This is a genomic window from Pseudoalteromonas agarivorans, assembly GCF_024518735.1.
Classification (GTDB): Bacteria; Pseudomonadota; Gammaproteobacteria; order Enterobacterales; family Alteromonadaceae; genus Pseudoalteromonas; species Pseudoalteromonas atlantica.
Window position 1 is genome coordinate 146235 of the sequence record NZ_JANIGJ010000008.1, and the last position, 22664, is coordinate 168898.

Sequence of the window (22664 nt, forward strand, 5' to 3'; positions counted from 1 at the left end):
TTTTTTATAGGTACGAATAACTCTAACCTATAAAAGCACTTAATTAGTTTTAGACGTTTATTAAACCCAGGACGTTAAAAGCTCACTAACTTATCGCTGTGTTTTATTGGGGTAAAATAAATTACTTAATTTTGCGAATAACTATAAATAGACGAGGTTACTTTTATTGCACCGCGAGATAGCATAAAATGCCCCGTTCATTAGCACAGTAGGTAAAGCAGTAATTATGCGAGTAGCACTTGGAGTTGAATACAACGGCGCACGTTACAGTGGGTGGCAACGTCAGTCTCATGTAAATAGCGTACAACAAGAAGTAGAAAAAGCGTTGTCGAGCATTTGTAATCATCCGGTTGAAATAGTGTGTGCGGGCCGCACAGATGCAGGTGTGCATGGCACTGGTCAAGTTGTACACTTTGAAACCCATGCTCCCCGTGAGATGGTTGCATTTACTATGGGAATGAACACGTTACTCCCTAAAGATATAGCGATTCGTTTTGCACAACCTGTTAGTGAAGACTTTCATGCACGCTTTAGCGCAACAGCGCGTCGTTATCGTTATGTTATTTATAATTACGCTTATAGAGGCGCAGTTATGAATGAAGGCGTTACGCACTTTCATCACCCACTTGATGAAACAAAAATGCAAGAGGCGTGTCAGTACTTAATTGGCGAGCACGACTTTACCTCTTTTAGGGCGCTGCATTGCCAAGCTAATACAGCAAACAGAACTATTCATCATTTATCGGTACAACGCCAGGGCGATTACGTTATTATTGATATTAAAGCGAACGCTTTTTTACACCATATGGTGCGTAATATTACCGGCTGTTTAATGGATATAGGTCTACACAAGCACCAACCTGTATGGTTAAAAGAGCTATTAGATTTAAAAGAACGTGCTAAAGCCAGTGCCACAGCAAAAGCCGCGGGTCTTTATTTAGTAGATGTAGATTACCCAGAACACTTTAATATTCCTAAAACCCCACTAGGGCCATTATTTTTACCTGACTCGGAATGTTAGTGTTGAATTTATAAGCGTTTATCTAACTACTAAGACCAGTTTTTTATACCGTGTTTGTGTAATTCATGTTTTAATTGAAAAAATCTGTCTGCTACTTATTAGCAGACTCGCGACACAGAACAGCATTAAGAGAGTTGCAAATGAGTTGGTTAGAAAAAATCTTACCTAAAACGACTAAGTCGTCAGGTCGTAAAGAAATTCCAGAAGGCGTTTGGGCTAAATGTACAGCTTGCGATTCAATTTTATATAAAGCTGAACTAGAAAAATCATTAAACGTATGTCCTAAATGCGACCATCACATGCGTGTGAGCGGCCGAAAACGTTTAGAGCACTTTTTAGATGAAGGTGACCGCACGGAGCTTGGCACTGAGCACGAGCCTAAGGATGTATTAAAGTTTAAAGACTCTAAAAAATACTCAGACCGCATTAGCGCAGCCCAAAAATCAAGTGGCGAAAAAGACGCGTTAGTAGCAATGAAGGGCCGCTTAAAAGGTATTCCTGTTGCTGCGGTTGCTTTTGAATTCTCATTTATGGGTGGTTCAATGGCTTCGGTAGTAGGCGCACGTTTTGTTGATGCCGTAGACCAATGTTTAGAGCACAACATGCCATTAGTGTGTTTTTCTGCCTCAGGTGGTGCACGTATGCAAGAAGCGCTTATGTCGCTAATGCAAATGGCTAAAACCAGCGCTGCGCTTGCTAAAATGAGTGAAAAAGGCCTGCCGTTTATATCAGTAATGACCGACCCAACCATGGGTGGCGTATCTGCATCATTAGCGATGTTAGGTGATATTAACGTAGCTGAACCAAAAGCTTTAATTGGCTTTGCGGGTCCGCGCGTAATTGAGCAAACAGTACGTGAAACCTTGCCAGAAGGTTTTCAACGCAGTGAGTTCTTATTAGAGCACGGTGCAATTGATATGATTATTGACCGTCGTGAAATGCGCGACACATTAGCACGCGTACTTGCTAAATTTATGAACTTGCCTTCTACCGAACAAGAGCATAGAGTAGCGTAAATTTCAGCTTTACTGATTACACGCTATGACAAATACAATTCCTAGCCAATCATCAAGCCTTGATGATTGGCTTTGTTATTTAGAGAGTGTTCACCCTGCAAATATTGAAATGGGACTCGAACGCGTTGCTACTGTTGCAAATAACATTGGCTTATTAAACACTTCCAGCAAAATTATTCTTATTGGCGGCACAAACGGCAAAGGCACAACTGCACGCTGTTTAGAATCGCTATTACTTGCGCAAGGTTACAGCGTAGGTACGTATGCCTCTCCTCATTTAATTAGATACAACGAGCGTGTGCGCATAAATGGCCAAGAGCTTGATGATCAATACCATGTTGATGCCTTTAACACGCTAGAGCAAGGTCGCGCTAGCACGGCGCTTACGTATTTTGAATATGGCACCCTAGGCGCGCTGGCTATTTTTAAACGCTTTGAGGTTGATTATGTGCTGCTTGAGGTTGGTTTGGGCGGGCGCTTTGATGCCACCAATATTGTTACACCTTATGCAAGCGTGATCACCACCATAGATTTAGATCATAAAGAATACCTAGGCGATACACGAGAGTTAGTTGCTTATGATAAAGCAGGTATATTTCGTCAAAACACGCCAGCTATTATTGGTGATTTAAACATACCACATACAATGACCGATTACGGTGCTGAGATTAAAGCAGGCATGGTTATATCCGGTACTGATTTTATATTCAAAGAGCACGAAGCGCATTTTACATGGCAATATAAAAATTATAATTTGCTGTTAGATAAGCCAGCGATCCCAGCACAAAATGCAGCAACGGCCTTAACAACCTTAGCTGTGCTAAATCTATTGCCAAGTGATGAGGTAATTAAGCATTGTTTAGCTAACTTAGTTGTTGAGGGGCGCTTTGAGCAGTTAAGCACTGCACCTTTAGTGTTTACCGATGTAGCTCACAATCCCGAATCTGCTCGTTATTTAGCACTAAAGCTTGCAAGCTATAAAGATAAAGGCTTTAAAATTCATGCATTAGTCGCTATGCTTGCTGATAAAGATAAAGCGGGTGTACTTAAAGAGGTAAGCCATGTAATTGATCACTGGTCTCTTACTAGCTTGCACATACCTCGTGGCGATAATGTTGAAAATATGGCCGCGGCGTTGCAAACTATACCTCATACAGGCACGCATAAACGCTATGATAGTGTGCACGAAGCACTTAATGTAATTATGCCTACACAGCAAAGTGATACGCTTTTAATTGTGTTTGGGTCATTTTTTACTGTTGCAGATGCTATAAACTACTTTAAAAAATAGAGAGAAAGTCGGTGAACTCAGGTTTTATAAATCGTTTAGTCGGAACCAGTATTGTGGTGATCGCAGCAATTGTGTTTATTCCTAATATACTCGATGGCGAAAAGGTCCACTACAAAGAGGGCTTTAAAGCTATCCCTGAACGCTCTGAGTTTAAAACTATTGACCTTCAAGAGTCTATAGATGAAAAAGTAGCGCAGGCTGAGCCTTTAAAACAAGAGCAAATTGAAGACATAGCTGCCGATGACGATGTGCTGACAAGCAAAGAAAGCCAATACGCAGCAGAGCCTGAAATAGTCGAAGCAAGCATAGAGCCTCAGACTGCGCCAGAGCCTGTAGCGAAAGCGCCAGAGCCGGTAAAAGCAAAACCTATTGCGCCACGTAAAAGTGAAGAAAACCTCACTGACATGGCCTATGTAATTCAGCTAGGTAGTTTTTCCCATGCCGCCAATGTTAAGGCCTTACAAGCTAAGCTTAAAGCGAAAGGCTTTAAAACGTTTACAAAACCAATTAAAACGCCAAATGGCACATTGACTAAAGTGTTTGTTGGTCCCTCGCTTGATAAGGCGGAGCTGACCAAAAAGTTACCCGAGCTTAAAGCGCTTACTAAGTTAAACGGCAAAGTCACTCAATACAGCGTCTCTAATTGATTTTAAAAGGCCTTACTATAGTAAGGCTTTTTTTGTTTTTAAGGGCTAAAAATAGCCGTTAAAGTGATAAGTTTTTGTACGTGCTAGTTGCTGGTTATCTCCCGCTTTAACTTGCATATTAACGAGGTTTGGGTATAGAATGCGCCCCAAAATAGCGACTAATTGGTTAATATGATCTGGGTTGATTACGCCATTCTTGGCATCATTGCACTGTCTACCATCATCGGTTTAATACGCGGCTTTGTTAAAGAAGCTATGTCATTAGCAGTATGGGCTTGCGCATTTATCATCTCTAGTTTGTTTTACCAATATTTAGCTTCCTTCCTAACAAGTATTTCTGAACCCCTTTTAAGAAATGCGGCGGCCATTGCCATACTCTTCTTTGCGACGCTACTGTTAGGCGGTTTACTAAACTACATTTTAGGTGAGCTTGTACAACGTACTGGTTTATCTGGCACCGATCGTGTCTTCGGCATTGTTTTTGGTGCGTTACGAGGCGTGTTGGTCGTGAGCGCGTTACTCTTCTTTCTTGATGCTTTTACTGGTGCACCAAACACGCACTGGTGGGGCAATTCTATTTTGATTCCAGAATTTGGCTTTGTTGTTGAATGGTTCTTTTCGTACCTAGAAAACAACTCGAGCTTTTTAAATTCAGTAAACCGTTAATCGGCGAGGATAAATTACATGTGTGGTATCGTTGGGATAGTCGGAACATCTCCTGTTAATCAGGCGATTTATGATGGCTTAACTGTTTTGCAGCACCGAGGTCAAGATGCCGCGGGCATCATTACCATTGAAAACAATACGTTTAGCTTGCGCAAAGCAAATGGCCTAGTAAAGGATGTGTTTCACACCCGCCATATGAAACGACTACAAGGCACAATTGGTATTGGCCACGTACGTTACCCTACTGCTGGCTCGTCAAGTTCATCTGAAGCGCAGCCGTTTTATGTTAATTCACCATTTGGTATTGCGCTTGCGCACAATGGTAATTTAACCAATGCTGAAACTCTAAAGCAGCAACTGTTCTCAGAAGCGCGTCGTCACGTTAATACAACGTCTGACTCAGAAATACTACTTAATATCATGGCGCATGAGCTAAGTAAGTCTGACAAATTGCATTTAGACGCTGAAGACATCTTCACTGCAGTAACCGAAGTAAACAACAAAGTAACCGGTGGCTACGCCGCTATTGCGATGATTATTGGTCACGGTGTTTTAGCATTTCGTGACCCAAATGGTATCCGTCCTTTGGTATTTGGTAAGCGTGAAACCCCTAAAGGCACTGAGTACATGTTTGCCTCAGAAAGCGTCGCTTTAAAGCCCGACGGCTTTGAATTTGTGCGTGACGTTGCACCAGGTGAAGCGATTTACGTAACTGAAGATGGCCAATTTCATTCACAAAGTTGTGCTGAAAAAGCCTCTTATGCGCCGTGTATTTTTGAGTTTGTTTATTTTGCTCGCCCTGATTCAACCATCGATCGTATGTCGGTTTACGCAACGCGTGTAAACATGGGTACTAAACTGGGTGAAAAAATTGCGCGTGAGTGGAGCGATAAAGACATTGATGTTGTTATCCCAATTCCTGAAACCTCATGCGATGTGGCGTTAGAAATTGCCCGCATGCTTGATTTACCTTACCGCCAAGGCTTTGTTAAAAACCGTTATATTGGTCGTACATTTATCATGCCTGGCCAAGAAATGCGTAAAAAGTCAGTGCGTCAAAAGCTAAATGCGATTGACCGTGAGTTTAAAGGTAAAAACGTTTTACTGGTTGATGATTCAATTGTACGCGGTACAACCTCGGCACAAATTGTAGAAATGGCCCGTGAAGCCGGAGCAAAAAATGTGTATTTTGCCTCAGCAGCACCAGAAATTCGTTTTCCTAATGTGTATGGTATTGATATGCCATCTGCCGCAGAGCTTATTGCGCATGGCCGCGAAGTTGAAGACATTAACCAAAGCATCAGTGCTGACGGCTTAATTTTTCAATCGCTAAACGATTTAATTGCCGCTGTAAGCCAAGAAAACCCAGAAATTACTAAGTTTGAAACCTCTGTATTTGATGGGCAATACATTACCGGTGATATCGATCAAGATTACTTAAACCATATTGATCAATTGCGTAACGACTCGGCTAAAAGTAACCGCGAAAACGCCATGTCATCAGGCCTTGAAATACACAATCAAGATGCCAACGAAGCTGATTAATGTGTGATTAAACATAATCAGACATAAAAAAAGGAGCTAATTAGCTCCTTTTTTGCGAAGGAAAGAAAGGGAACACTTCATATCAAACAACGTGGTTGATTAGGTAAACATTGGACTCACAATGCCGTTAGTCCAAAGTATTGCGGTTACAGCTAAAATTATTACCAATAAAATTAGCCCGCAGGTGACAACAGAGCTGGCATAAATAAAGCCGCGCTCTTGTGGAATATGCATTAGTATTGGCACGCCTGTATAAAGCAAGTACACCGAGTAGGCTAGGGCAATCATACCTACGCAAACAACAAACCACAGCTCAGGTAAAAAAGCGGCTAAGGCCGACATAAACACGGGTGTAGCAGTATAAGCGGCAAGTTCAAGCGTTTGTGTAAAGGTAGGTTTAGCACCAAATGTAACGGCCATCCAATGGGCTAAATAGGCCAGTGCAAACACACCGGCTATTAACGCACCATACATAGCCACGGCAATTAGCAGTGCGCTTTCATGTGTTAAAAATACTGGGTTGCCCGCACCAATACTCCAGCCTAAATACACCGATGAGTAATACCCCATAATCGATGGAAATAATGCAATAAGTAAAATATGCGACAGGCTATAAGTCAGGCTTTCGTGGCGGTTATCTATTGTTTGCCATTCTTCGAGTGGATGAGCATAAATGCCCCACAGGTGGTTCAGTATCATAGCGGTACTCCATAAAAGGAACGTATTACTGTTGGTTATAATTTAGTTTTAGTTAGTTTGTTTTTTATACAGTATCTATATTTATGGTGTAGTTCATATACAAAGTCAAGTTAACTGCTTATTAACATTTTAAAGAGGTTGTTTTAGCTCGTTTTATTCTTCGTTATTTTTTGTGTTAAAATGGCTTTTTATTATTTGAAGTAACGAGCAGCCCTGTGCCACATAGCGAACTTTTAGCCCCTATTAATAATTTTTTATTGTGCGAAACCCCAAATGAATGGGTTATTGAGGCAGTAAAAAAAGAAAATTTATCGATTATTTTAATCGATCACTTAATTTGTGAGTTAAAAGCAGCGCAAAGTGCAATGTTTTTAATTCGTAAGTACGCGGTAGATAAAGACAGCAGCGATGCATTACTTGAATGGCTAAAGCCCTTTGAAACACTTATTTATAAACGTGAAGGTAATTGGCGTGATTTAGCGGCTAAAAATAAACTTACAAAATCTATTATCCCAAAGTCTAACTCACCTTACGGGCAAGATTTAATAGATAAAATGGTGATGCTAATAAAAGAAGAATTACATCACTTTTATCAAGTGCTCGAAATAATGGACGAGTATGGGGTAGAGTACAGAAGCATTACACCGTGTCGTTACGCTAAAGGGATGCTACGTAACGTTAAAACGTTTGAGCCTAATGCATTAGTCGATAAACTAATTGTAGGTGCTTATATTGAGGCTCGCTCATGTGAGCGTTTTGCTGCACTTGCTCCACATGTTGATAAACGCTTAGGCGATTTTTATATTTCATTGCTTCGCTCTGAGGCGCGCCATTATCAAGATTACTTAACACTGGCACAAGAAATTGCTGATTTTGATATTACTGAGCGAGTCGACTTTTTTGGTAAAATTGAGGCTGATTTGATCACTAGCCCTGATGAAGACTTTAAATTTCACAGTGGCGCACCTGCACTAGTTACTAACTAAAGTGGTGCTATTTAGCTCTTTAAGCACACCGGCTAGTTAGGTGTGCTACTTCTTTCTATAAAGTCTATGAGCTCAAGCGCCGTGCTTTGAGAAAAGCCATGTTTTACTAATAGCTCTTTTGCGGTGCCATTGTATAAAATAGTAGAAAAGCCTTGTTCAAGCGCGTCTCTTTTTTGTTTTGCATCAGGGTCAGACTTTGGAAACATAACATGCAGTTGATGATGCTCTAAATCGGGCGAAATATATTCAACTTGTGGCGCGCCGGGTTCATTAAGCTTTTCGGTGTTTTTTAACCAGTATTCACCCACTTCTTTAGTGCCTGCTACTAAGTCTATTCGTCCTTTTTGAAGCATATATAAACTGTTAATTAACCCGCGAGTGGAGGTTACGGCAAGGCCATTACTTTCAGAAAAAACTTCACTTACTGCATAGCCAATGCCTTTACAAATACTGTATGGCTGTAAAGAGTCCATACTGCCGTCATAGTTTATTTGTCTGTCTTTGAGCTTAAATAGTCCAACGTATACGTTAGCAAGTGGGCGCGAATAATAAAAAAGATCAGTACGCGACTTTGTATAAAAAGCGCCTAAAATTGCATCTTTTTTATTTATTTTGGTAAGCTCCAGCGCTCTGTTCCAGCTGGTAAACTCAATGTCGTTATTAATATTTTGATTAGCTAAGGCCGCTTTAGTTAAGGCAGTAACCCAGCCGTTATCAATTAAGCGCTCACCAATATAGGGTGGGGAGTTTTCGGCGACGAGCTGCCAATTTTCTGAGGCATACCCTTTGGAAAAAATGCAACAAAGCACCAAACAATAAATAGCTTTATACATATATCCTTATCCTATTACCAAAAAGTACTTAAATAATAGTCAGGATTTGAAATTATGCTAAGGGCGTATTAATGAGTTTTTGACCTTGTGGAGTAACCACTAAATATGAGCCTTGAGTATACCAATCACCGAGCACAGTGCGTGTTAGTGTTTGCTTATCTACAGTGTAAGTGTGTACGTTAGGGCGGTGGGTGTGGCCGTGTATCATGTTGCTTACATTATACTTGGCAAACATCGCTAGTACGGCGTCATCTACTACGTCTAAAATTTCTATGGGTTTGTCGGCTTGGCTTAATTTGCTTTTTTCTCTGGCATTGCGAGCAATTTTTTTTCTGTACCATAGTGGCATTGCTAACATTAATTTAGGCCACCACCAACCGCGACTTTTTTTACGAAACTTTTGATACTCAATATCTTGAGTACACATTTCATCACCGTGCAAAATAACAGTGGGAGTGCCATATAAATCTATAACCGTTTGCTCGTTTAGCAATACCATACCTGCGCGTTTAGCGTATTGATCACGCATAATAAAATCGCGATTACCGTGTATAAAGTACACTGGTGTTCCGCCATCTTTAACGGCTTTTAAATGCTTTGCTACCTCACTAGCCAATTCTGTTACGTAGTCATCCCCAACCCATACTTCAAAAAAATCACCTAAAATATACAGTGCATCTACGGGCTTACCAATAATGTGCGTATTTATAAAGCGATAAAAAGCCTCGCTAATATCTGGGCGGTTTTCACTTAGGTGTAAGTCTGCAATAAAGTAGGTTTGAGAAGTCATAGAGGCATCTAGTTAGGTTAAATAAAAAGCGGGCGCATACATAATGTACCATGCCCGCTTAATTACTCAGTATATGAGTAAACGTTTAGCTTACAGTAACGTTTTCGATGATTACATTTTCAAGCGGTACGTCTTGGTGAAAACCAGCGCTGCCTGTTGCTACACCTTTAATTTTATTTACTACGTCCATGCCTTCAACTACTTCAGCAAATACACAGTAACCCCAGCCTTGCGAAGTTTCGCTGCTGTGGTTTAAAAAGTCGTTGTCGTTAACGTTAATAAAAAATTGGGCTGTTGCTGAATGTGGATCAGGCGTACGCGCCATTGCTAATGTACCTACTTTATTAGATAAGCCATTATTTGCTTCGTTTTGAATTGGGTCGTTAACGTCTTTTTGTTCCATACCAGGTACAAACCCACCGCCTTGCACCATAAAGCCGTCAATTACGCGGTGAAAAATAGTGCCGTTGTAAAAACCTGAGTTTGCGTACTCTAAAAAGTTTTTAACTGTGTTTGGAGCTTCTTGCTCAAACATTTTAATGGTGATGTCACCAAAATTAGTGTGTAGAACAACCATGTGGTTTCCTATATCTGGTTTAATTAGTCGCGCTATTTTATCTTAGTTAACTAAGATAAACAAAGTGCTTGTTCAATATATCCAAAGCTGCCCAAGGTATATACTTGTGCGTTTTACAGGGGGTTGATATCGAGGCGGTATTTTGCCGTTGTGGTATTTTCTCTCAATATATAACCATGCACAGAGCAAGAGCCTGTTAAGCAATAAACAGGGGGGGTTAAAATTGATTTTTACAGTGTTATTAATTTTAACAACAGAACCTCTATTACATACAATCAAGGCCTTGCCTAAATTGGTTTTAATTCCATCTTAAACATGCGTATTGAAGAGGTTTGGGTATAAAAAGCGCTAGAGCGGGGGCTTTTCAAGTGTTAACATAGCCAACTCAGCAAACAGTCAAGGACTAAAAGTAAATGGTACAAATATACAACACACTCACGCGACAAAAAGAGCAGTTTAAACCTATGGTCGAAGGCAAAATCGACATGTATGTGTGTGGTATCACCATTTATGATTTTTGTCATATCGGTCATGCGCGTACATTTGTCGGGTTTGATGTTATTGTCCGCTACCTTCGCCACCTTGGTTACGACTTAAAATACGTACGTAATATTACCGACGTAGATGATAAAATAATTAAACGCGCAAACGAAAATGGCGAGTCAATTAATGACCTAACTTTGCGTATGACCCAAGCCATGCACGAAGACTTTGATAGCCTAAACATGTTGCGCCCAGATATTGAACCTACGGTTACAAACCATATGGATGAAATTATCGAAATGGTTGAGCGCTTAATTGCAAAAGGCCATGCGTACGTAGCAAACGACGGCGACGTGCTTTTTGATGTTTCTACGTTTGAGCAGTACGGCGCACTATCGCAGCAAGATTTAAGTATGCTCCAAGCAGGCTCTCGCGTAGAGGTTGCACAAGACAAAGACGATCCGCTTGATTTTGTATTGTGGAAAAAAGCAAAAGCAGGCGAACCTTCATGGTCATCTCCTTGGGGAGAAGGGCGTCCAGGTTGGCATATAGAATGTTCAGCAATGAGCTCAAAGCATTTAGGTGAGCATTTTGATATTCACGGTGGCGGCTCTGATTTACAGTTCCCGCATCACGAAAACGAAATTGCGCAATCATGCTGTGCAAACAATGGCAAGTATGTAAATACGTGGATCCACACAGGCATGGTACAAGTAAATAAAGAAAAAATGTCTAAATCATTAGACAACTTTTTTACTGTGCGTGAGGTATTAAAAACATATGACGCTGAATCAGTTCGTTACTTTTTAATATCAGGGCATTACCGTAGCCAGCTAAATTACTCGCAAGAGAATTTAGATCAAGCACGTTCATCGCTTGAACGTATTTACACAGCACTTCGCGGTGTTGAGCCAATTACGTGCGATATTGAAAACAATGAGTACGTGGCTAAATTTAGAAAAGCCATGAATGATGATTTTAATACACCAGAGGCGTTACCGGTTTTATTTGAACTGGCTAAAGAGCTAAACCGTGTTAAAGACACCGATACACAGCAAGCAGGGCAATTAGCATTTGTGCTACGCAGCATAGGCGAAGTACTTGGTGTTGCCCAGCAAGCACCTGAATCGTTTTTGCAAGGCGGACAAGATGATGATGAAGTGGCCACTATCGAATCGCTGATTGTAAAACGTAATGAAGCGCGCGCAAACAAAGATTGGGCTGCTGCTGATGAAGCACGTGATGCACTTAATGCACTCGGTGTTGTGCTTGAAGACTCAGCAGGTAAAACAACGTGGCGTAAAGCGTAAATGCGTTAAAGTAGCTTTTAAACTAAAAAGGGTTGCCAGTTGGCAACCCTTTTTTAATGCTAAGGCATTAAATTAACTGTGGTATTTTTCACATGCTTCGAGGGTGTTTTCAATTAAACTTGCTACAGTCATTGGGCCAACGCCACCCGGTACAGGGGTAATAAAATCAGCTTTTTGCTCTGCAACACTGTACTGAACATCGCCCACTAACTTGCCTGTATCTAAACGGTTAATACCTACATCAATCACAATTGCACCTTCTTTTACCCACTCACCTGGTATAAATTCAGGTTTACCTACGGCCACGACTAATAAGTCTGCGCGGCGCACATGGGTTTCTAAGTCTTGTGTAAATTTGTGACATACCGTTGTAGTACAACCGGCAAGTAATAACTCAAGCGACATAGGGCGACCAACAATATTAGAAGCACCAACAACTACCGCATGCATCCCTTTGTAACGCACGCCCGTTGAATCTAATAAGGTAATAATCCCTTTGGGTGTACATGGGCGCAGCGCCGGCATACGTTGCGCTAAGCGGCCAATATTGTAAGGGTGAAAACCGTCTACATCTTTATGTGGTGTAATGCGTTCTAAAATCTTTTCTGCATCTAGGCCTTCAGGTAGCGGTAGTTGCACCAAAATACCATCTACTTCGCCATCATTATTTAGCTCATCAATTAATGCTAGTAGTTCTTCTTCGCTGGTTTGCGCAGGTAAATCAAATGACTTTGAAATAAATCCTACTTCTTCACACGCTTTACGCTTAGAGCCAACGTAAACTTGGCTTGCAGGGTCAAGCCCTACCAGTACTACTGCTAAACCGGGTGCACGTAAACCGTTTGCAACGCGTTCGCTTACGCGCTCAGCCACTGCACTACGTACTTGTTTTGCGATTGCCTTACCATCAATGATGTTTGCCGTCATGGGGGACCTTTAATTGGGGTTAAATAAACTTCGATACTTATATTTTAAAAGCATCTGCATATAAAGAGGGGTGTATGCAAAAAATTAATTTTATTAATGCTTTTTTAATATGCAGGCTATTTTCGCAGAAAAGGCCCGAAGCGCCAAGTTGCTTTTAGGTTATAAACAGGTGTTTTCAAAAAAAGCGTCTAAATTTCAGCTTAGTTTTGCAATATTTAACCATTATGAACTAAAAATGACCGATTGATTTATTTTATGCAAAAAACGTTTGACCTCTCCCAGGCAAATCACTATTATGCACCCCGTTGTCAACGAGGTCACTCGCAGGCAATCGTAAGCATCGGCGATTAGCGCAGTTTGGTAGCGCACTTGGTTTGGGTCCAAGGGGTCGCAGGTTCAAATCCTGCATCGCCGACCACTTCTTTTATTTTTATAATAGAATAGCTTACAGGCAAACTATGAAGTTTTCGATGCGCCCGTAGCTCAGCTGGATAGAGCAACGCCCTTCTAAGGCGTTGGTCGAAGGTTCGAATCCTTCCGGGTGCGCCATTTGAAAACAAAGTAAATACCGTGGTGATTGTAGCTCAGTTGGTAGAGCCCCGGATTGTGATTCCGGTTGTCGTGGGTTCGAGCCCCATCAGTCACCCCAATTTACTTCGAGTATCGGCGATTAGCGCAGTTTGGTAGCGCACTTGGTTTGGGTCCAAGGGGTCGCAGGTTCAAATCCTGCATCGCCGACCACTTTCTCATAAGTGGTCTTAAATTCAACATTTAAGTATTCAACACGATTATCGGCGATTAGCGCAGTTTGGTAGCGCACTTGGTTTGGGTCCAAGGGGTCGCAGGTTCAAATCCTGCATCGCCGACCACTTTCTTAACCTTAAAGAAAGTAAACGAGTCATCACTCAGCAATAACTTCTATTTACTTCCTACTAAAATATCGCTTTAACGTACCAGTTAGTCTGTTTTTTACGCAGTTGGTCTCGATCGTAGCTAAACTAGTCCAAATAATTGCCCCCTACACTCGACTATCATAATTATTAGGTTATAATGCCGCGTCTATTGTTTAACATAGTGCCCGAAGGGCAGAGCAGCAATGGGATCTCATGGTAGTGACGGATGCTTTTTAGTGAAAAATCGCTTTAAAATTTATCAAGACTCATGAAGATTACTTTGTTTGTAAGGAAGGCGAACAGTCGCCAAAATTGAATATTGAGGTAAATCATGCAAGTTTCTGTTGAGACGACTCAAGGCCTTGAGCGCCGTCTGACCATCACCGTTCCTGCAGAGAACGTTGAGACCGAAGTAAAAAAACGCTTACAACAACTGTCAAAAACGCAGCGTATCGATGGCTTCCGTGCTGGTAAAGTACCAGTTTCAGTAATTAACAAGCGTTTTGGACCTGCGGTTCGTCAAGAAGTAGCTGGCGAAGTAATGCAGCGTAACTACATTGAAGCAATTGTTGCTGAAAAAATTAACCCTGCTGGCGCACCATCATTTGCACCTAAATCACTTGAAGCAGGTAAAGATTTAGAGTTTACAGCAACGTTTGAAGTATACCCTGAAGTTGAAGTTCAAGGTTTAGACAAAATTGCAGTAGAAAAACCAGCGGTAACAGTAACTGACGAAGATTTAGCAAACATGCTAGAAACACTTCGTAAGCAACACGCTTCTTGGGCTGATGTTGACGCAGCTGCTGGCGAAAACGACCGTGTAACAGTTGATTTCGTAGGTACTATCGACGGTGAAGAGTTTGAAGGCGGCAAAGCTGAAGACTTCCCACTTGAGCTTGGCCAAGGTCGTATGATCCCAGGTTTTGAAGACAATATCGTTGGTAAAAAAGCAGGCGAAGAAGTAGTTGCTGATGTAACTTTCCCTGAAGATTACCACGCTGAAAACCTGAAAGGTAAAGCGGCTCAATTCACTATCACAGTGAAAAAAGTTGAAGCACAAGAGCTACCTGAATTAAGCGAAGAGTTTGCAACTAAGTTCGGTGTTACCGAAGGCGGCGTAGACGCGCTTAAAGAAGAAGTTAAAAAGAACATGACACGTGAGCTAGACCAAGCGGTTAAAGCTAACGTGAAAGACCAAGCGATTAAAGGTCTTTTAGAAAACAACGAAATCGAAGTGCCTAAAGCACTTATTGATCAAGAAGTTGACGCATTACGTCAGCAAGCAGCTCAACGTTTTGGTGGCAACGCTAAAAACATGCCTGAGCTTCCAGCTGAATTGTTCCACGAGCAAGCTGTAACTCGCGTTAAAACTGGCCTATTACTAGGTGAAGTGATCAAAGCAAACGATATCAAAGTTGATGATGAAAAAGTTGAAGCATTAATTGCTACAGTTGCATCTGCTTACGAAGATCCAACTGAAGTAGTAGAATACTACAAAGCAAATGATCAACTTATGCAGCAAATGCGTAATGTTGCAATGGAAGAGCAAGCTGTTGAAGCTATTTTAGCTAAAGCAAACGTGTCTGACGTTGAAAAAGCATTTGATGACATCATGAATCCTCAGCAAGGTGCTTAATAAGTCATTGACTTAAGCGCTCGCTAACGATTAAATGGCTCGTGTTACTCTGTTTATGCAGTGTGCCCGGGCCATTTTAGTTTGTGCCCCATAATTTGCGAAAAATGATAACTATGCTTCCTTTAGTAAGAAAAAGCATAAGCGCATAAGGAATTAAAAAAGTATGAACACTGGTATGACAGATCCCCTAAATGCATTAGTCCCTATGGTTGTTGAACAAACAGCTAAAGGTGAGCGCTCGTATGACATTTATTCGCGTCTATTAAAAGAGCGAATTATCTTTTTAACGGGCCAAGTTGAAGACAACATGGCAAACCTAATTTTAGCGCAAATGCTATTTTTAGAATCAGAGAACCCTGAAAAAGATATCTTTTTATATATTAATTCACCAGGTGGTTCGGTAACCGCTGGTATGGCAATTTACGATACAATGAACTTCATCAAACCAGATGTAAGTACTATTTGTGTTGGCCAAGCGGCAAGCATGGGCGCATTTTTGCTTACTGCTGGCGCTAAAGGTAAGCGTTTTTGTTTACCAAACTCACGTGTAATGATTCACCAACCGTTAGGTGGTTTCCAAGGTCAAGCATCTGACTTTGAAATACACGCAAAAGAAATTCTGTCTATTAAAGACAAACTTAACCGCTTAATGGCAGAGCATACAGGCCAGCCATTAGATGTTATTTCACGCGATACTGACCGTGATAACTTTATGAGTGCATCACAAGCTGTAGATTACGGCCTGGTTGACTCAGTGTTTACAAATCGCGAAAGCAAGTAAGCGTGTAGGCAAGCAAATAATTGCTTGCCACTTTGAGTTACTATGCGAAAACCAGTAAATTTTGGTATAGTTAAAAGCGAATTTGAAATAGTTGCCAACCTTATTTGGCAGCCAACGTATAAAAGAGGTAGCTGAATGTCTGACACTCCTACAGACGGCGACAAAAGTAATAAATTGTTATACTGCTCTTTTTGTGGCAAAAGCCAACACGAAGTGCGTAAATTAATTGCAGGTCCTTCAGTATACATTTGTGATGAATGTGTAGAGCTGTGTAACGATATTATCAGGGAAGAAATCAAAGACATTGCTCCTAAGCATAATTCGTCTGATAAACTACCTGTGCCAAAAGAAATTCGTAATCACTTAGATGACTACGTAATTGGTCAAGACCATGCTAAAAAAGTATTGTCTGTAGCGGTATACAATCACTACAAGCGCCTACGCAACCAATCTACAAAGCAAGAAGTAGAACTAGGTAAAAGTAACATTTTGCTTATTGGCCCTACAGGTAGTGGTAAAACATTACTGGCAGAAACACTTGCGCGTTTACTTGATGTACCGTTTACTATGGCAGATGCAACTACACTAACCGAAGCCGGTTATGTAGGTGAAGATGTAGAAAACATCATTCAAAAACTGCTACAAAAATGTGACTACGACGTAGAAAAAGCGCAACGTGGTATTGTTTACATTGATGAAATTGACAAAATTTCGCGTAAATCAGATAACCCATCTATTACACGTGACGTGTCGGGTGAGGGCGTACAACAAGCGCTGCTTAAACTAATTGAAGGCACGGTTGCCTCAGTCCCACCACAAGGTGGTCGTAAGCACCCGCAGCAAGAGTTTTTACAGGTTGATACCTCTAAGATTTTATTTATCTGTGGTGGTGCCTTTGCAGGCCTAGATAAAGTAATCGAACAGCGTAGCCATAAAAATACCGGAATTGGCTTTGGTGTTAACGTTAAAGAGTCAGCGTCGAGCCGCTCTTTAAGCGAAACATTTAAAGACGTAGAGCCAGAAGATTTAGTTAAGTACGGCTTAATTCCTGAGTTTATTGGTCGTTTACCTGTTGTTGCTACATTAACTGAGCTTGATGAAGCGGCACTTGTACAAATATTAAGTGAACCTAAAAACGCCATTACTAAACAGTTCTCTGTATTGTTTGGTATGGAAGACGTTGAATTAGAGTTCCGTGATGATGCACTAAGCGCTATTGCTCACAAAGCAATGGAGCGTAAAACAGGTGCTCGCGGACTTCGCTCAATTGTTGAAGGCGTACTCCTTGATACTATGTATGAGCTGCCATCAATGGATGATGTAAGCAAAGTGGTTATAGATGAAACCGTGATTAAAGGTGAATCTGACCCAATCTTGATTTATGAAAACAATAATCAAGATAAAGCTGCATCAGAGTAGTTTTTAAGCTATTTGTATAAAAAAGGAGCCTTAGGCTCCTTTTTTTATAATTAATTTGAACGAGTTGGGGAAAATTGTTGAACTTTAATTAGATTATCCCCATATACTTGAGTAATCTTTTAAATAAATGAAGTGCGAAGAGAAACTATAATGACGCTTGAGAGAACCGATCGAGTCGAAATCCCAGTGTTAGCACTGCGCGATGTTGTGGTATATCCGCACATGGTGATCCCGCTTTTTGTAGGCCGTGAAAAATCAATAAAATGCCTCGAAGCGGCAATGGATAAAGACAAACAAATTTTCTTGGTTGCACAAAAAGATGCAACTGTAGACGAACCTGAGCAAGACGATATTTACCGTATCGGTACTATTGCTACTGTACTTCAGTTATTAAAGTTACCAGACGGTACAGTTAAAGTTTTAGTTGAAGGTACGCAGCGCGCACAAATTGAAGAATTTGTAGATAACGATGAGTTTTTTGTAGCGAATGCTCAGTTCATCGAATCTGATTCAGTGGATGAGCAAGAGCAAGATATTTTCATCCGCAGCGCTGTTAGCCAGTTTGAAGGCTATGTAAAACTTAATAAAAAAATTCCACCTGAGGTATTAACCTCTGTTTCAGGCATTGATGAGCCAGCACGCCTTGCCGATACAATGGCAGCGCATATGCCATTAAAAGTGCCTGAAAAACAAAAAGTGTTAGAAATTTCAAGCGTTACAGAGCGCTTAGAATACCTAATGGCACTGATGGAAGGTGAAATAGACTTATTGCAAGTTGAGAAAAAAATTCGTACCCGCGTGAAAAAGCAGATGGAAAAGTCTCAGCGCGAGTACTACCTCAACGAGCAAATGAAAGCCATTCAAAAAGAACTTGGTGAGCTTGATGATGTACCTGACGAATTTGAAGCGCTTAAAAAGCGTATTGAAGAATCAGGTATGCCAGAAGAAGCGAAAGAAAAAGCATCAGCTGAGCTTAATAAGCTTAAAATGATGTCGCCAATGTCTGCAGAGGCCACTGTAGTGCGTTCATACATTGATACGTTAATTAACGTACCATGGAAAAAACGCTCTAAAGTGAAAAAAGACTTAGCAGGCGCGCAAAAAATTCTTGATAGCGATCACCACGGCTTAGATAAAGTTAAAGAACGCATAATTGAATACCTCGCGGTGCAACAACGTACTAATAAGCTTAAAGGGCCTATTTTATGTTTAGTAGGGCCACCGGGTGTAGGTAAAACGTCACTAGGGCAGTCTATTGCACGCTCTACGGGTCGTAAATATGTTCGTATGGCATTAGGTGGCGTACGTGATGAAGCCGAAATTCGTGGTCATCGTCGTACTTACATTGGCTCTATGCCAGGTAAGCTGATTCAAAACATGACAAAAGTGGGCGTTAAAAACCCATTATTCTTGTTAGATGAAATCGACAAAATGTCATCAGATATGCGCGGCGACCCGGCATCAGCATTATTAGAGGTGCTCGATCCGGAGCAAAACAGCCACTTTGCTGATCACTACTTAGAAGTAGACTACGATTTATCGGATGTAATGTTTGTAGCAACATCAAACAGCTTTAATATTCCTGGTCCATTATTGGACAGAATGGAAGTTATTCGCTTATCGGGTTACACCGAAGATGAAAAGCTAAACATTGCAAAAGAGCACTTAATTACTAAGCAAGTTAAACGCAATGGTTTAAAACCTTCTGAGCTAGTAATAGAAGACAGTGCAATTATTGGCATTATTCGTTACTACACGCGTGAAGCGGGCGTACGTAATTTAGAGCGCGAAGTATCTAAACTATGCCGTAAAGCCGTTAAAAATATCTTACTTGATAAAGAGACTAAAACAGTCACTATCAATCAAGATAACCTAGAAGAGTTTTTAGGTGTACAGCGCTACGACTACGGTAAAGCTGAAGACGGCGATCGCATTGGTCAGGTAACAGGCTTAGCGTGGACTGAAGTAGGCGGCGATTTACTGACCATTGAATGTGCGGCTGTGCCAGGTAAAGGCAAACTAAGCTACACAGGCTCACTGGGCGATGTAATGCAAGAGTCGATACAGGCGGCCATGACGGTGGTTCGTAATCGTGCTGATACGTTCCGTATTAATAACGATTTTTACGAAAAACGCGACATTCATGTGCATGTACCAGAGGGTGCGACCCCTAAAGATGGTCCAAGCGCCGGTGCAGCAATGGTAACGGGTTTAGTATCGAGCTTAACAGGTAACCCCGTTAAAGCCGATGTAGCAATGACAGGTGAAATAACACTGCGCGGTGAAGTACTGCCTATTGGTGGTTTAAAAGAGAAACTACTTGCAGCACACCGTGGTGGAATTAAAACAGTTATCATTCCTAAAATTAACGAACGTGACTTAAAAGAGATCCCAGATAACGTACTGGCAGGCTTAGATGTTCACCCAGTTACATGGATTGATGAAGTATTAAAGTTAGCTTTAGTGCATCCTGTTGAGAGTTTTTCAGTCGAAACACCGAAAAACCAATAAAAAACCCAAAAAAAGTGCTTTAAAGGGCTTTTCAAATCTAATCGGTATGATAAGTTAAGCACTGGTTTTCGAGCCTAGCCCTTATGGGGCCTAGGCTTAAGAAAAATATAATCATGTGAGCATTAAAAGTTTGCTCTAAAATTTTCAAAAAAGTGATGTTAGTTTAAAAAACAATCGCTCTTGATAATAACAATGAAAGAGGATGATATTGTGAATAAATCTCAATTAATCGATCAAATCGCAGCTGACGCTGACATTTCTAAAGCGGCTGCAGGTCGTGCACTAGATTCATTCATCGAGTCTGTATCTGGAGCGCTTAAAGATGGCGATTCAGTTGCACTTGTAGGTTTTGGTACTTTCTCAGTACGCGAGCGTGCTGCTCGTTCAGGCCGTAACCCACAAACTGGTGAAACTATCCAAATCGCTGCGGCAAATATTCCTTCTTTCAAAGCCGGTAAAGCGCTGAAAGACGCAGTAAACTAATCACTGTTTAAATACAGATTAGTTATGGCGAGTGTATATAAACTTAATTATCCTAATCGATGAATTAAGTAACTTCACCGCCAGTTACTTCAAGTGAAAAAGCGTATCTGGTAAGATACGCTTTTTTTACATATGACAAGGTAAAATACCTTGATCAATAAGAGATAAACAAATGCTTGAGAAAATCAGAGAGGGCTCACAGGGTCCTGTAGCCAAAATAATTTTAGGCGCGGTGATTTTATCTTTTGCCTTAGCAGGGATCGGTAGTTACTTAGGTCAAACCCCAGAACAACCCGTTGCTGAAGTAAATGGAATTAAAATTAGCCAAACCGAATTTAATCGTGCTTATCAAAACGAACGTAGCCGTTTAGAGCAACAATTTGGCGAATACTTTGCACAAATCAGTGCAGATCCAAATTACATGGCGCAAATTCGTCAAGGTGTAATTGACCGCTTAGTACAACAAGAATTGCAATCACAATTAGCGGCAGATTTAGGCCTTCGCGTAAGCGACGACAGCGTACGTAAAACAATTTTAGAACTACCGTACTTTCAAATTGGTGAAAAATTTAATAACGACCGTTACCTACAAGTAATTCGTCAAATGAACTTTCAACCAGATGCTTTTCGTGAGTACTTACGTAAAGACATGACACGCAGCCAATTAGTGTCTGCGGTTGCTGGTACTGAGTTTGCACTTGAAAACGAGCTTAAACGCGCTGCAGCCCTGCAGCAGCAAACGCGTAGCATAGACTACCTTGTGTTAAGCAAAGAAGCGTTACAAGCAAACGTAGACGTATCTGAGCAAGAAATTGCTGATTACTACGAGCTAAACGCATCACAATTTTTATCGCCAGAGCGTGTATCGGTTGATTACATTGAGCTTAAAGCACAAGATATCACCGTCGAGTCGGTAACAGAAGACGACGTAAAAGCGTATTATGAGCAAAATAAAGCACAATACATCGAGCCTGAAAAACGCCGTGTATCGCACATTTTAATTGATAACAGCGAAGATGATGATGCCGCGCTTGAAAAAGCCAACGCATTACATGAGCAGTTAGAGCAAGGTGCTGATTTTGCACAGCTTGCAGAGTCATCATCTGATGATGTTGTGAGTGGCGAAATGGGCGGCGACCTAGAGTGGATTGAGCGCGATGTAATGGACCCAGCTTTTGAAGATGCTGCATTTGCGCTTCAAAGCAAAGGTGATATTTCAGAGGTTGTAGCATCAGAGTTTGGTTATCACATCATTAAACTTACTGACTTACAGCCAGAGCAAGTGAAAGCGTATGACGACGTAAAAGCCGACTTACGTGCAGAGCTTGAGCAAACTGAAAAAGTAGATGCGTTTTACGAAAAGCAAACAGAAATGGGTGCCTTAGCATTTGAGATTTCTGACCGTTTAGACGATGCAGCAGAAGTGGCAGACGTTGAAGTTAAAACCACGCCACTTGTTGCACGTAATGCATTGCCAGAGCCTCTTAATACACCTGCGGTAATTTCACAGTTGTTCTCAGTAGAATTACTTGAAGATAAAGTAAACTCAGAAGTGATTGAGCTAGGTGATGAGCACGTTATTGTAGTACGTGTAAATAAATACGAGCCATCTGCAACTAAACCGCTTGCGCAAGTGAGTGAGCAAATCAAAACACGTTTAGTTAATGAAAAAGCATCAACACTTGCTAAAGAAAAAGCACGTGAGTTATTTGCACAAGTTCAAGCAGGTAAAACGCTAAGCGATGTGGCGAGTGAGCAAAACCTAACGGTACGTGAAGAAGCGAGCTTAACGCGTCAAAGCTACACGGTTTCGCCTGCTATTGTAACGCAAGCGTTTAAAATGCCTCGTCCTAATGATACACCAAGCACAGACGTGGTTGATTTAAACAACGGTGATGCGGCAATTGTTGCACTTAAATCGGTAAGCGATGCGCAAGTAACCGCAAATATCGACCCGCAAGTACAGCAAAACATTACTATGGCGCAAGCTAACAAAAACTATTTAGCGTTTATTGAGTCTTTAAAGGCTAAAGCTGAGCTAAATCTACCTGTGGTAGAGCAAGCAGCAGAATAATCGCGACACATTAAAAAAGGCGCGTTACTTTATAAGTAACGCGCCTTTTTTATAACTTCAATGTGCTTAGTAAAAT

At 41.1% G+C, this 22664-nt stretch carries 20 protein-coding genes and 5 tRNA genes; 20 read left to right on the plus strand and 5 right to left on the minus strand.

Going from position 1 to position 22664, the window contains the following annotated elements; all coding sequences use genetic code 11:
* The first annotated feature begins 226 nt into the window (after positions 1 to 226).
* The 6 genes from truA (at position 227) to purF (ending at position 6186) form a co-directional block, all read left to right on the plus strand.
* The gene (gene truA, locus NQT65_RS15155) at positions 227 to 1021 is read left to right on the plus strand and encodes a tRNA pseudouridine(38-40) synthase TruA (RefSeq protein ID WP_054983053.1); all 795 of its coding nucleotides are present in this window, start codon (positions 227 to 229) and stop codon (positions 1019 to 1021) included.
* 140 nt (positions 1022 to 1161) lie between these two features.
* The gene (accD, locus tag NQT65_RS15160) at positions 1162 to 2037 is read left to right on the plus strand and encodes an acetyl-CoA carboxylase, carboxyltransferase subunit beta (protein ID WP_024032247.1); all 876 of its coding nucleotides are present in this window, start codon (positions 1162 to 1164) and stop codon (positions 2035 to 2037) included.
* A gap of 25 nt (positions 2038 to 2062) precedes the next feature.
* Positions 2063 to 3328, plus strand: coding sequence for a bifunctional tetrahydrofolate synthase/dihydrofolate synthase (gene folC, locus NQT65_RS15165; RefSeq protein WP_256851485.1), 1266 nt, complete (start codon positions 2063 to 2065; stop codon positions 3326 to 3328).
* Positions 3329 to 3339: 11 nt separating this feature from the next.
* Positions 3340 to 3975, plus strand: a complete 636-nt coding sequence (locus NQT65_RS15170) for an SPOR domain-containing protein (RefSeq protein ID WP_126007716.1) — start codon at positions 3340 to 3342, stop codon at positions 3973 to 3975.
* Positions 3976 to 4146: 171 nt separating this feature from the next.
* Positions 4147 to 4641 carry a CvpA family protein gene (locus tag NQT65_RS15175; protein ID WP_004586885.1) on the plus strand — a complete coding sequence of 165 codons (495 nt, stop codon included), beginning with the start codon at positions 4147 to 4149 and terminating at the stop codon, positions 4639 to 4641.
* Between the two features lie 18 nt (positions 4642 to 4659).
* A complete protein-coding gene (purF, locus tag NQT65_RS15180) occupies positions 4660 to 6186 on the plus strand; it encodes an amidophosphoribosyltransferase (RefSeq protein WP_004586886.1) in 1527 nt (508 codons plus the stop codon).
* A 99-nt stretch (positions 6187 to 6285) separates the two neighbouring features.
* On the opposite strand, the gene NQT65_RS15185 is transcribed toward purF, so the two are convergent.
* Positions 6286 to 6885 carry a Yip1 family protein gene (locus NQT65_RS15185; protein WP_004586887.1) on the minus strand — a complete coding sequence of 200 codons (600 nt, stop codon included), beginning with the start codon at positions 6883 to 6885 and terminating at the stop codon, positions 6286 to 6288.
* 215 nt (positions 6886 to 7100) lie between these two features.
* On the opposite strand from NQT65_RS15185, the gene miaE reads away from it, so the two are divergent.
* Positions 7101 to 7871, plus strand: coding sequence for a tRNA isopentenyl-2-thiomethyl-A-37 hydroxylase MiaE (miaE, locus tag NQT65_RS15190; RefSeq protein WP_004586888.1), 771 nt, complete (start codon positions 7101 to 7103; stop codon positions 7869 to 7871).
* A gap of 32 nt (positions 7872 to 7903) precedes the next feature.
* Here the strand turns inward: miaE and NQT65_RS15195 are convergent, their stop codons facing one another.
* The 3 genes from NQT65_RS15195 to NQT65_RS15205 all read right to left on the minus strand — a co-directional run bounded on the left by NQT65_RS15195 (position 7904) and on the right by NQT65_RS15205 (position 10071).
* Positions 7904 to 8704, minus strand: coding sequence for a substrate-binding periplasmic protein (locus tag NQT65_RS15195; protein WP_256851486.1), 801 nt, complete (start codon positions 8702 to 8704; stop codon positions 7904 to 7906).
* Positions 8705 to 8756: 52 nt separating this feature from the next.
* Positions 8757 to 9494: a UDP-2,3-diacylglucosamine diphosphatase gene (locus NQT65_RS15200; protein WP_256851487.1), complete on the minus strand. Its 738-nt coding sequence runs from the start codon at positions 9492 to 9494 to the stop codon at positions 8757 to 8759.
* Between the two features lie 85 nt (positions 9495 to 9579).
* Entirely contained in the window at positions 9580 to 10071 is a 492-nt protein-coding gene (locus tag NQT65_RS15205; protein ID WP_024032242.1) for a peptidylprolyl isomerase, read from the minus strand.
* A 148-nt stretch (positions 10072 to 10219) separates the two neighbouring features.
* Between NQT65_RS15205 and NQT65_RS20310 the strand changes: the two genes are divergently transcribed.
* Together NQT65_RS20310 and cysS are read left to right on the plus strand one after the other, a co-directional pair.
* Positions 10220 to 10384, plus strand: a complete 165-nt coding sequence (locus NQT65_RS20310; protein WP_420875624.1) for a hypothetical protein — start codon at positions 10220 to 10222, stop codon at positions 10382 to 10384.
* Between the two features lie 100 nt (positions 10385 to 10484).
* A complete protein-coding gene (cysS, locus tag NQT65_RS15210; protein WP_256851488.1) occupies positions 10485 to 11864 on the plus strand; it encodes a cysteine--tRNA ligase in 1380 nt (459 codons plus the stop codon).
* 72 nt (positions 11865 to 11936) lie between these two features.
* Here cysS and folD read toward each other — a convergent pair whose 3' ends face one another.
* Complete coding sequence (gene folD, locus NQT65_RS15215) at positions 11937 to 12791, minus strand: bifunctional methylenetetrahydrofolate dehydrogenase/methenyltetrahydrofolate cyclohydrolase FolD (RefSeq protein ID WP_029772557.1); 855 nt, start codon at positions 12789 to 12791, stop codon at positions 11937 to 11939.
* A gap of 341 nt (positions 12792 to 13132) precedes the next feature.
* On the opposite strand from folD, the gene NQT65_RS15220 reads away from it, so the two are divergent.
* From NQT65_RS15220 to NQT65_RS15270, 11 genes are all read left to right on the plus strand, one after another.
* Positions 13133 to 13209 (plus strand) — tRNA-Pro (locus NQT65_RS15220).
* 54 nt (positions 13210 to 13263) lie between these two features.
* Positions 13264 to 13340 (plus strand) — tRNA-Arg (locus NQT65_RS15225).
* Between the two features lie 24 nt (positions 13341 to 13364).
* Positions 13365 to 13440, plus strand: a tRNA-His gene (locus NQT65_RS15230).
* Positions 13441 to 13455: 15 nt separating this feature from the next.
* Positions 13456 to 13532 (plus strand) — tRNA-Pro (locus NQT65_RS15235).
* 51 nt (positions 13533 to 13583) lie between these two features.
* Positions 13584 to 13660, plus strand: a tRNA-Pro gene (locus NQT65_RS15240).
* A 355-nt stretch (positions 13661 to 14015) separates the two neighbouring features.
* Entirely contained in the window at positions 14016 to 15320 is a 1305-nt protein-coding gene (gene tig / locus NQT65_RS15245) for a trigger factor (RefSeq protein ID WP_256851489.1), read from the plus strand.
* A gap of 163 nt (positions 15321 to 15483) precedes the next feature.
* The gene (clpP, locus tag NQT65_RS15250; protein ID WP_024033798.1) at positions 15484 to 16101 is read left to right on the plus strand and encodes an ATP-dependent Clp endopeptidase proteolytic subunit ClpP; all 618 of its coding nucleotides are present in this window, start codon (positions 15484 to 15486) and stop codon (positions 16099 to 16101) included.
* 135 nt (positions 16102 to 16236) lie between these two features.
* Entirely contained in the window at positions 16237 to 17520 is a 1284-nt protein-coding gene (gene clpX / locus NQT65_RS15255; protein WP_004586896.1) for an ATP-dependent protease ATP-binding subunit ClpX, read from the plus strand.
* Positions 17521 to 17670: 150 nt separating this feature from the next.
* Complete coding sequence (lon, locus tag NQT65_RS15260; RefSeq protein ID WP_004586897.1) at positions 17671 to 20031, plus strand: endopeptidase La; 2361 nt, start codon at positions 17671 to 17673, stop codon at positions 20029 to 20031.
* Between the two features lie 183 nt (positions 20032 to 20214).
* The gene (locus NQT65_RS15265; protein ID WP_286247754.1) at positions 20215 to 20514 is read left to right on the plus strand and encodes an HU family DNA-binding protein; all 300 of its coding nucleotides are present in this window, start codon (positions 20215 to 20217) and stop codon (positions 20512 to 20514) included.
* 172 nt (positions 20515 to 20686) lie between these two features.
* Positions 20687 to 22588 carry a SurA N-terminal domain-containing protein gene (locus NQT65_RS15270; protein WP_138685948.1) on the plus strand — a complete coding sequence of 634 codons (1902 nt, stop codon included), beginning with the start codon at positions 20687 to 20689 and terminating at the stop codon, positions 22586 to 22588.
* Positions 22589 to 22664: the final 76 nt, after the last annotated feature.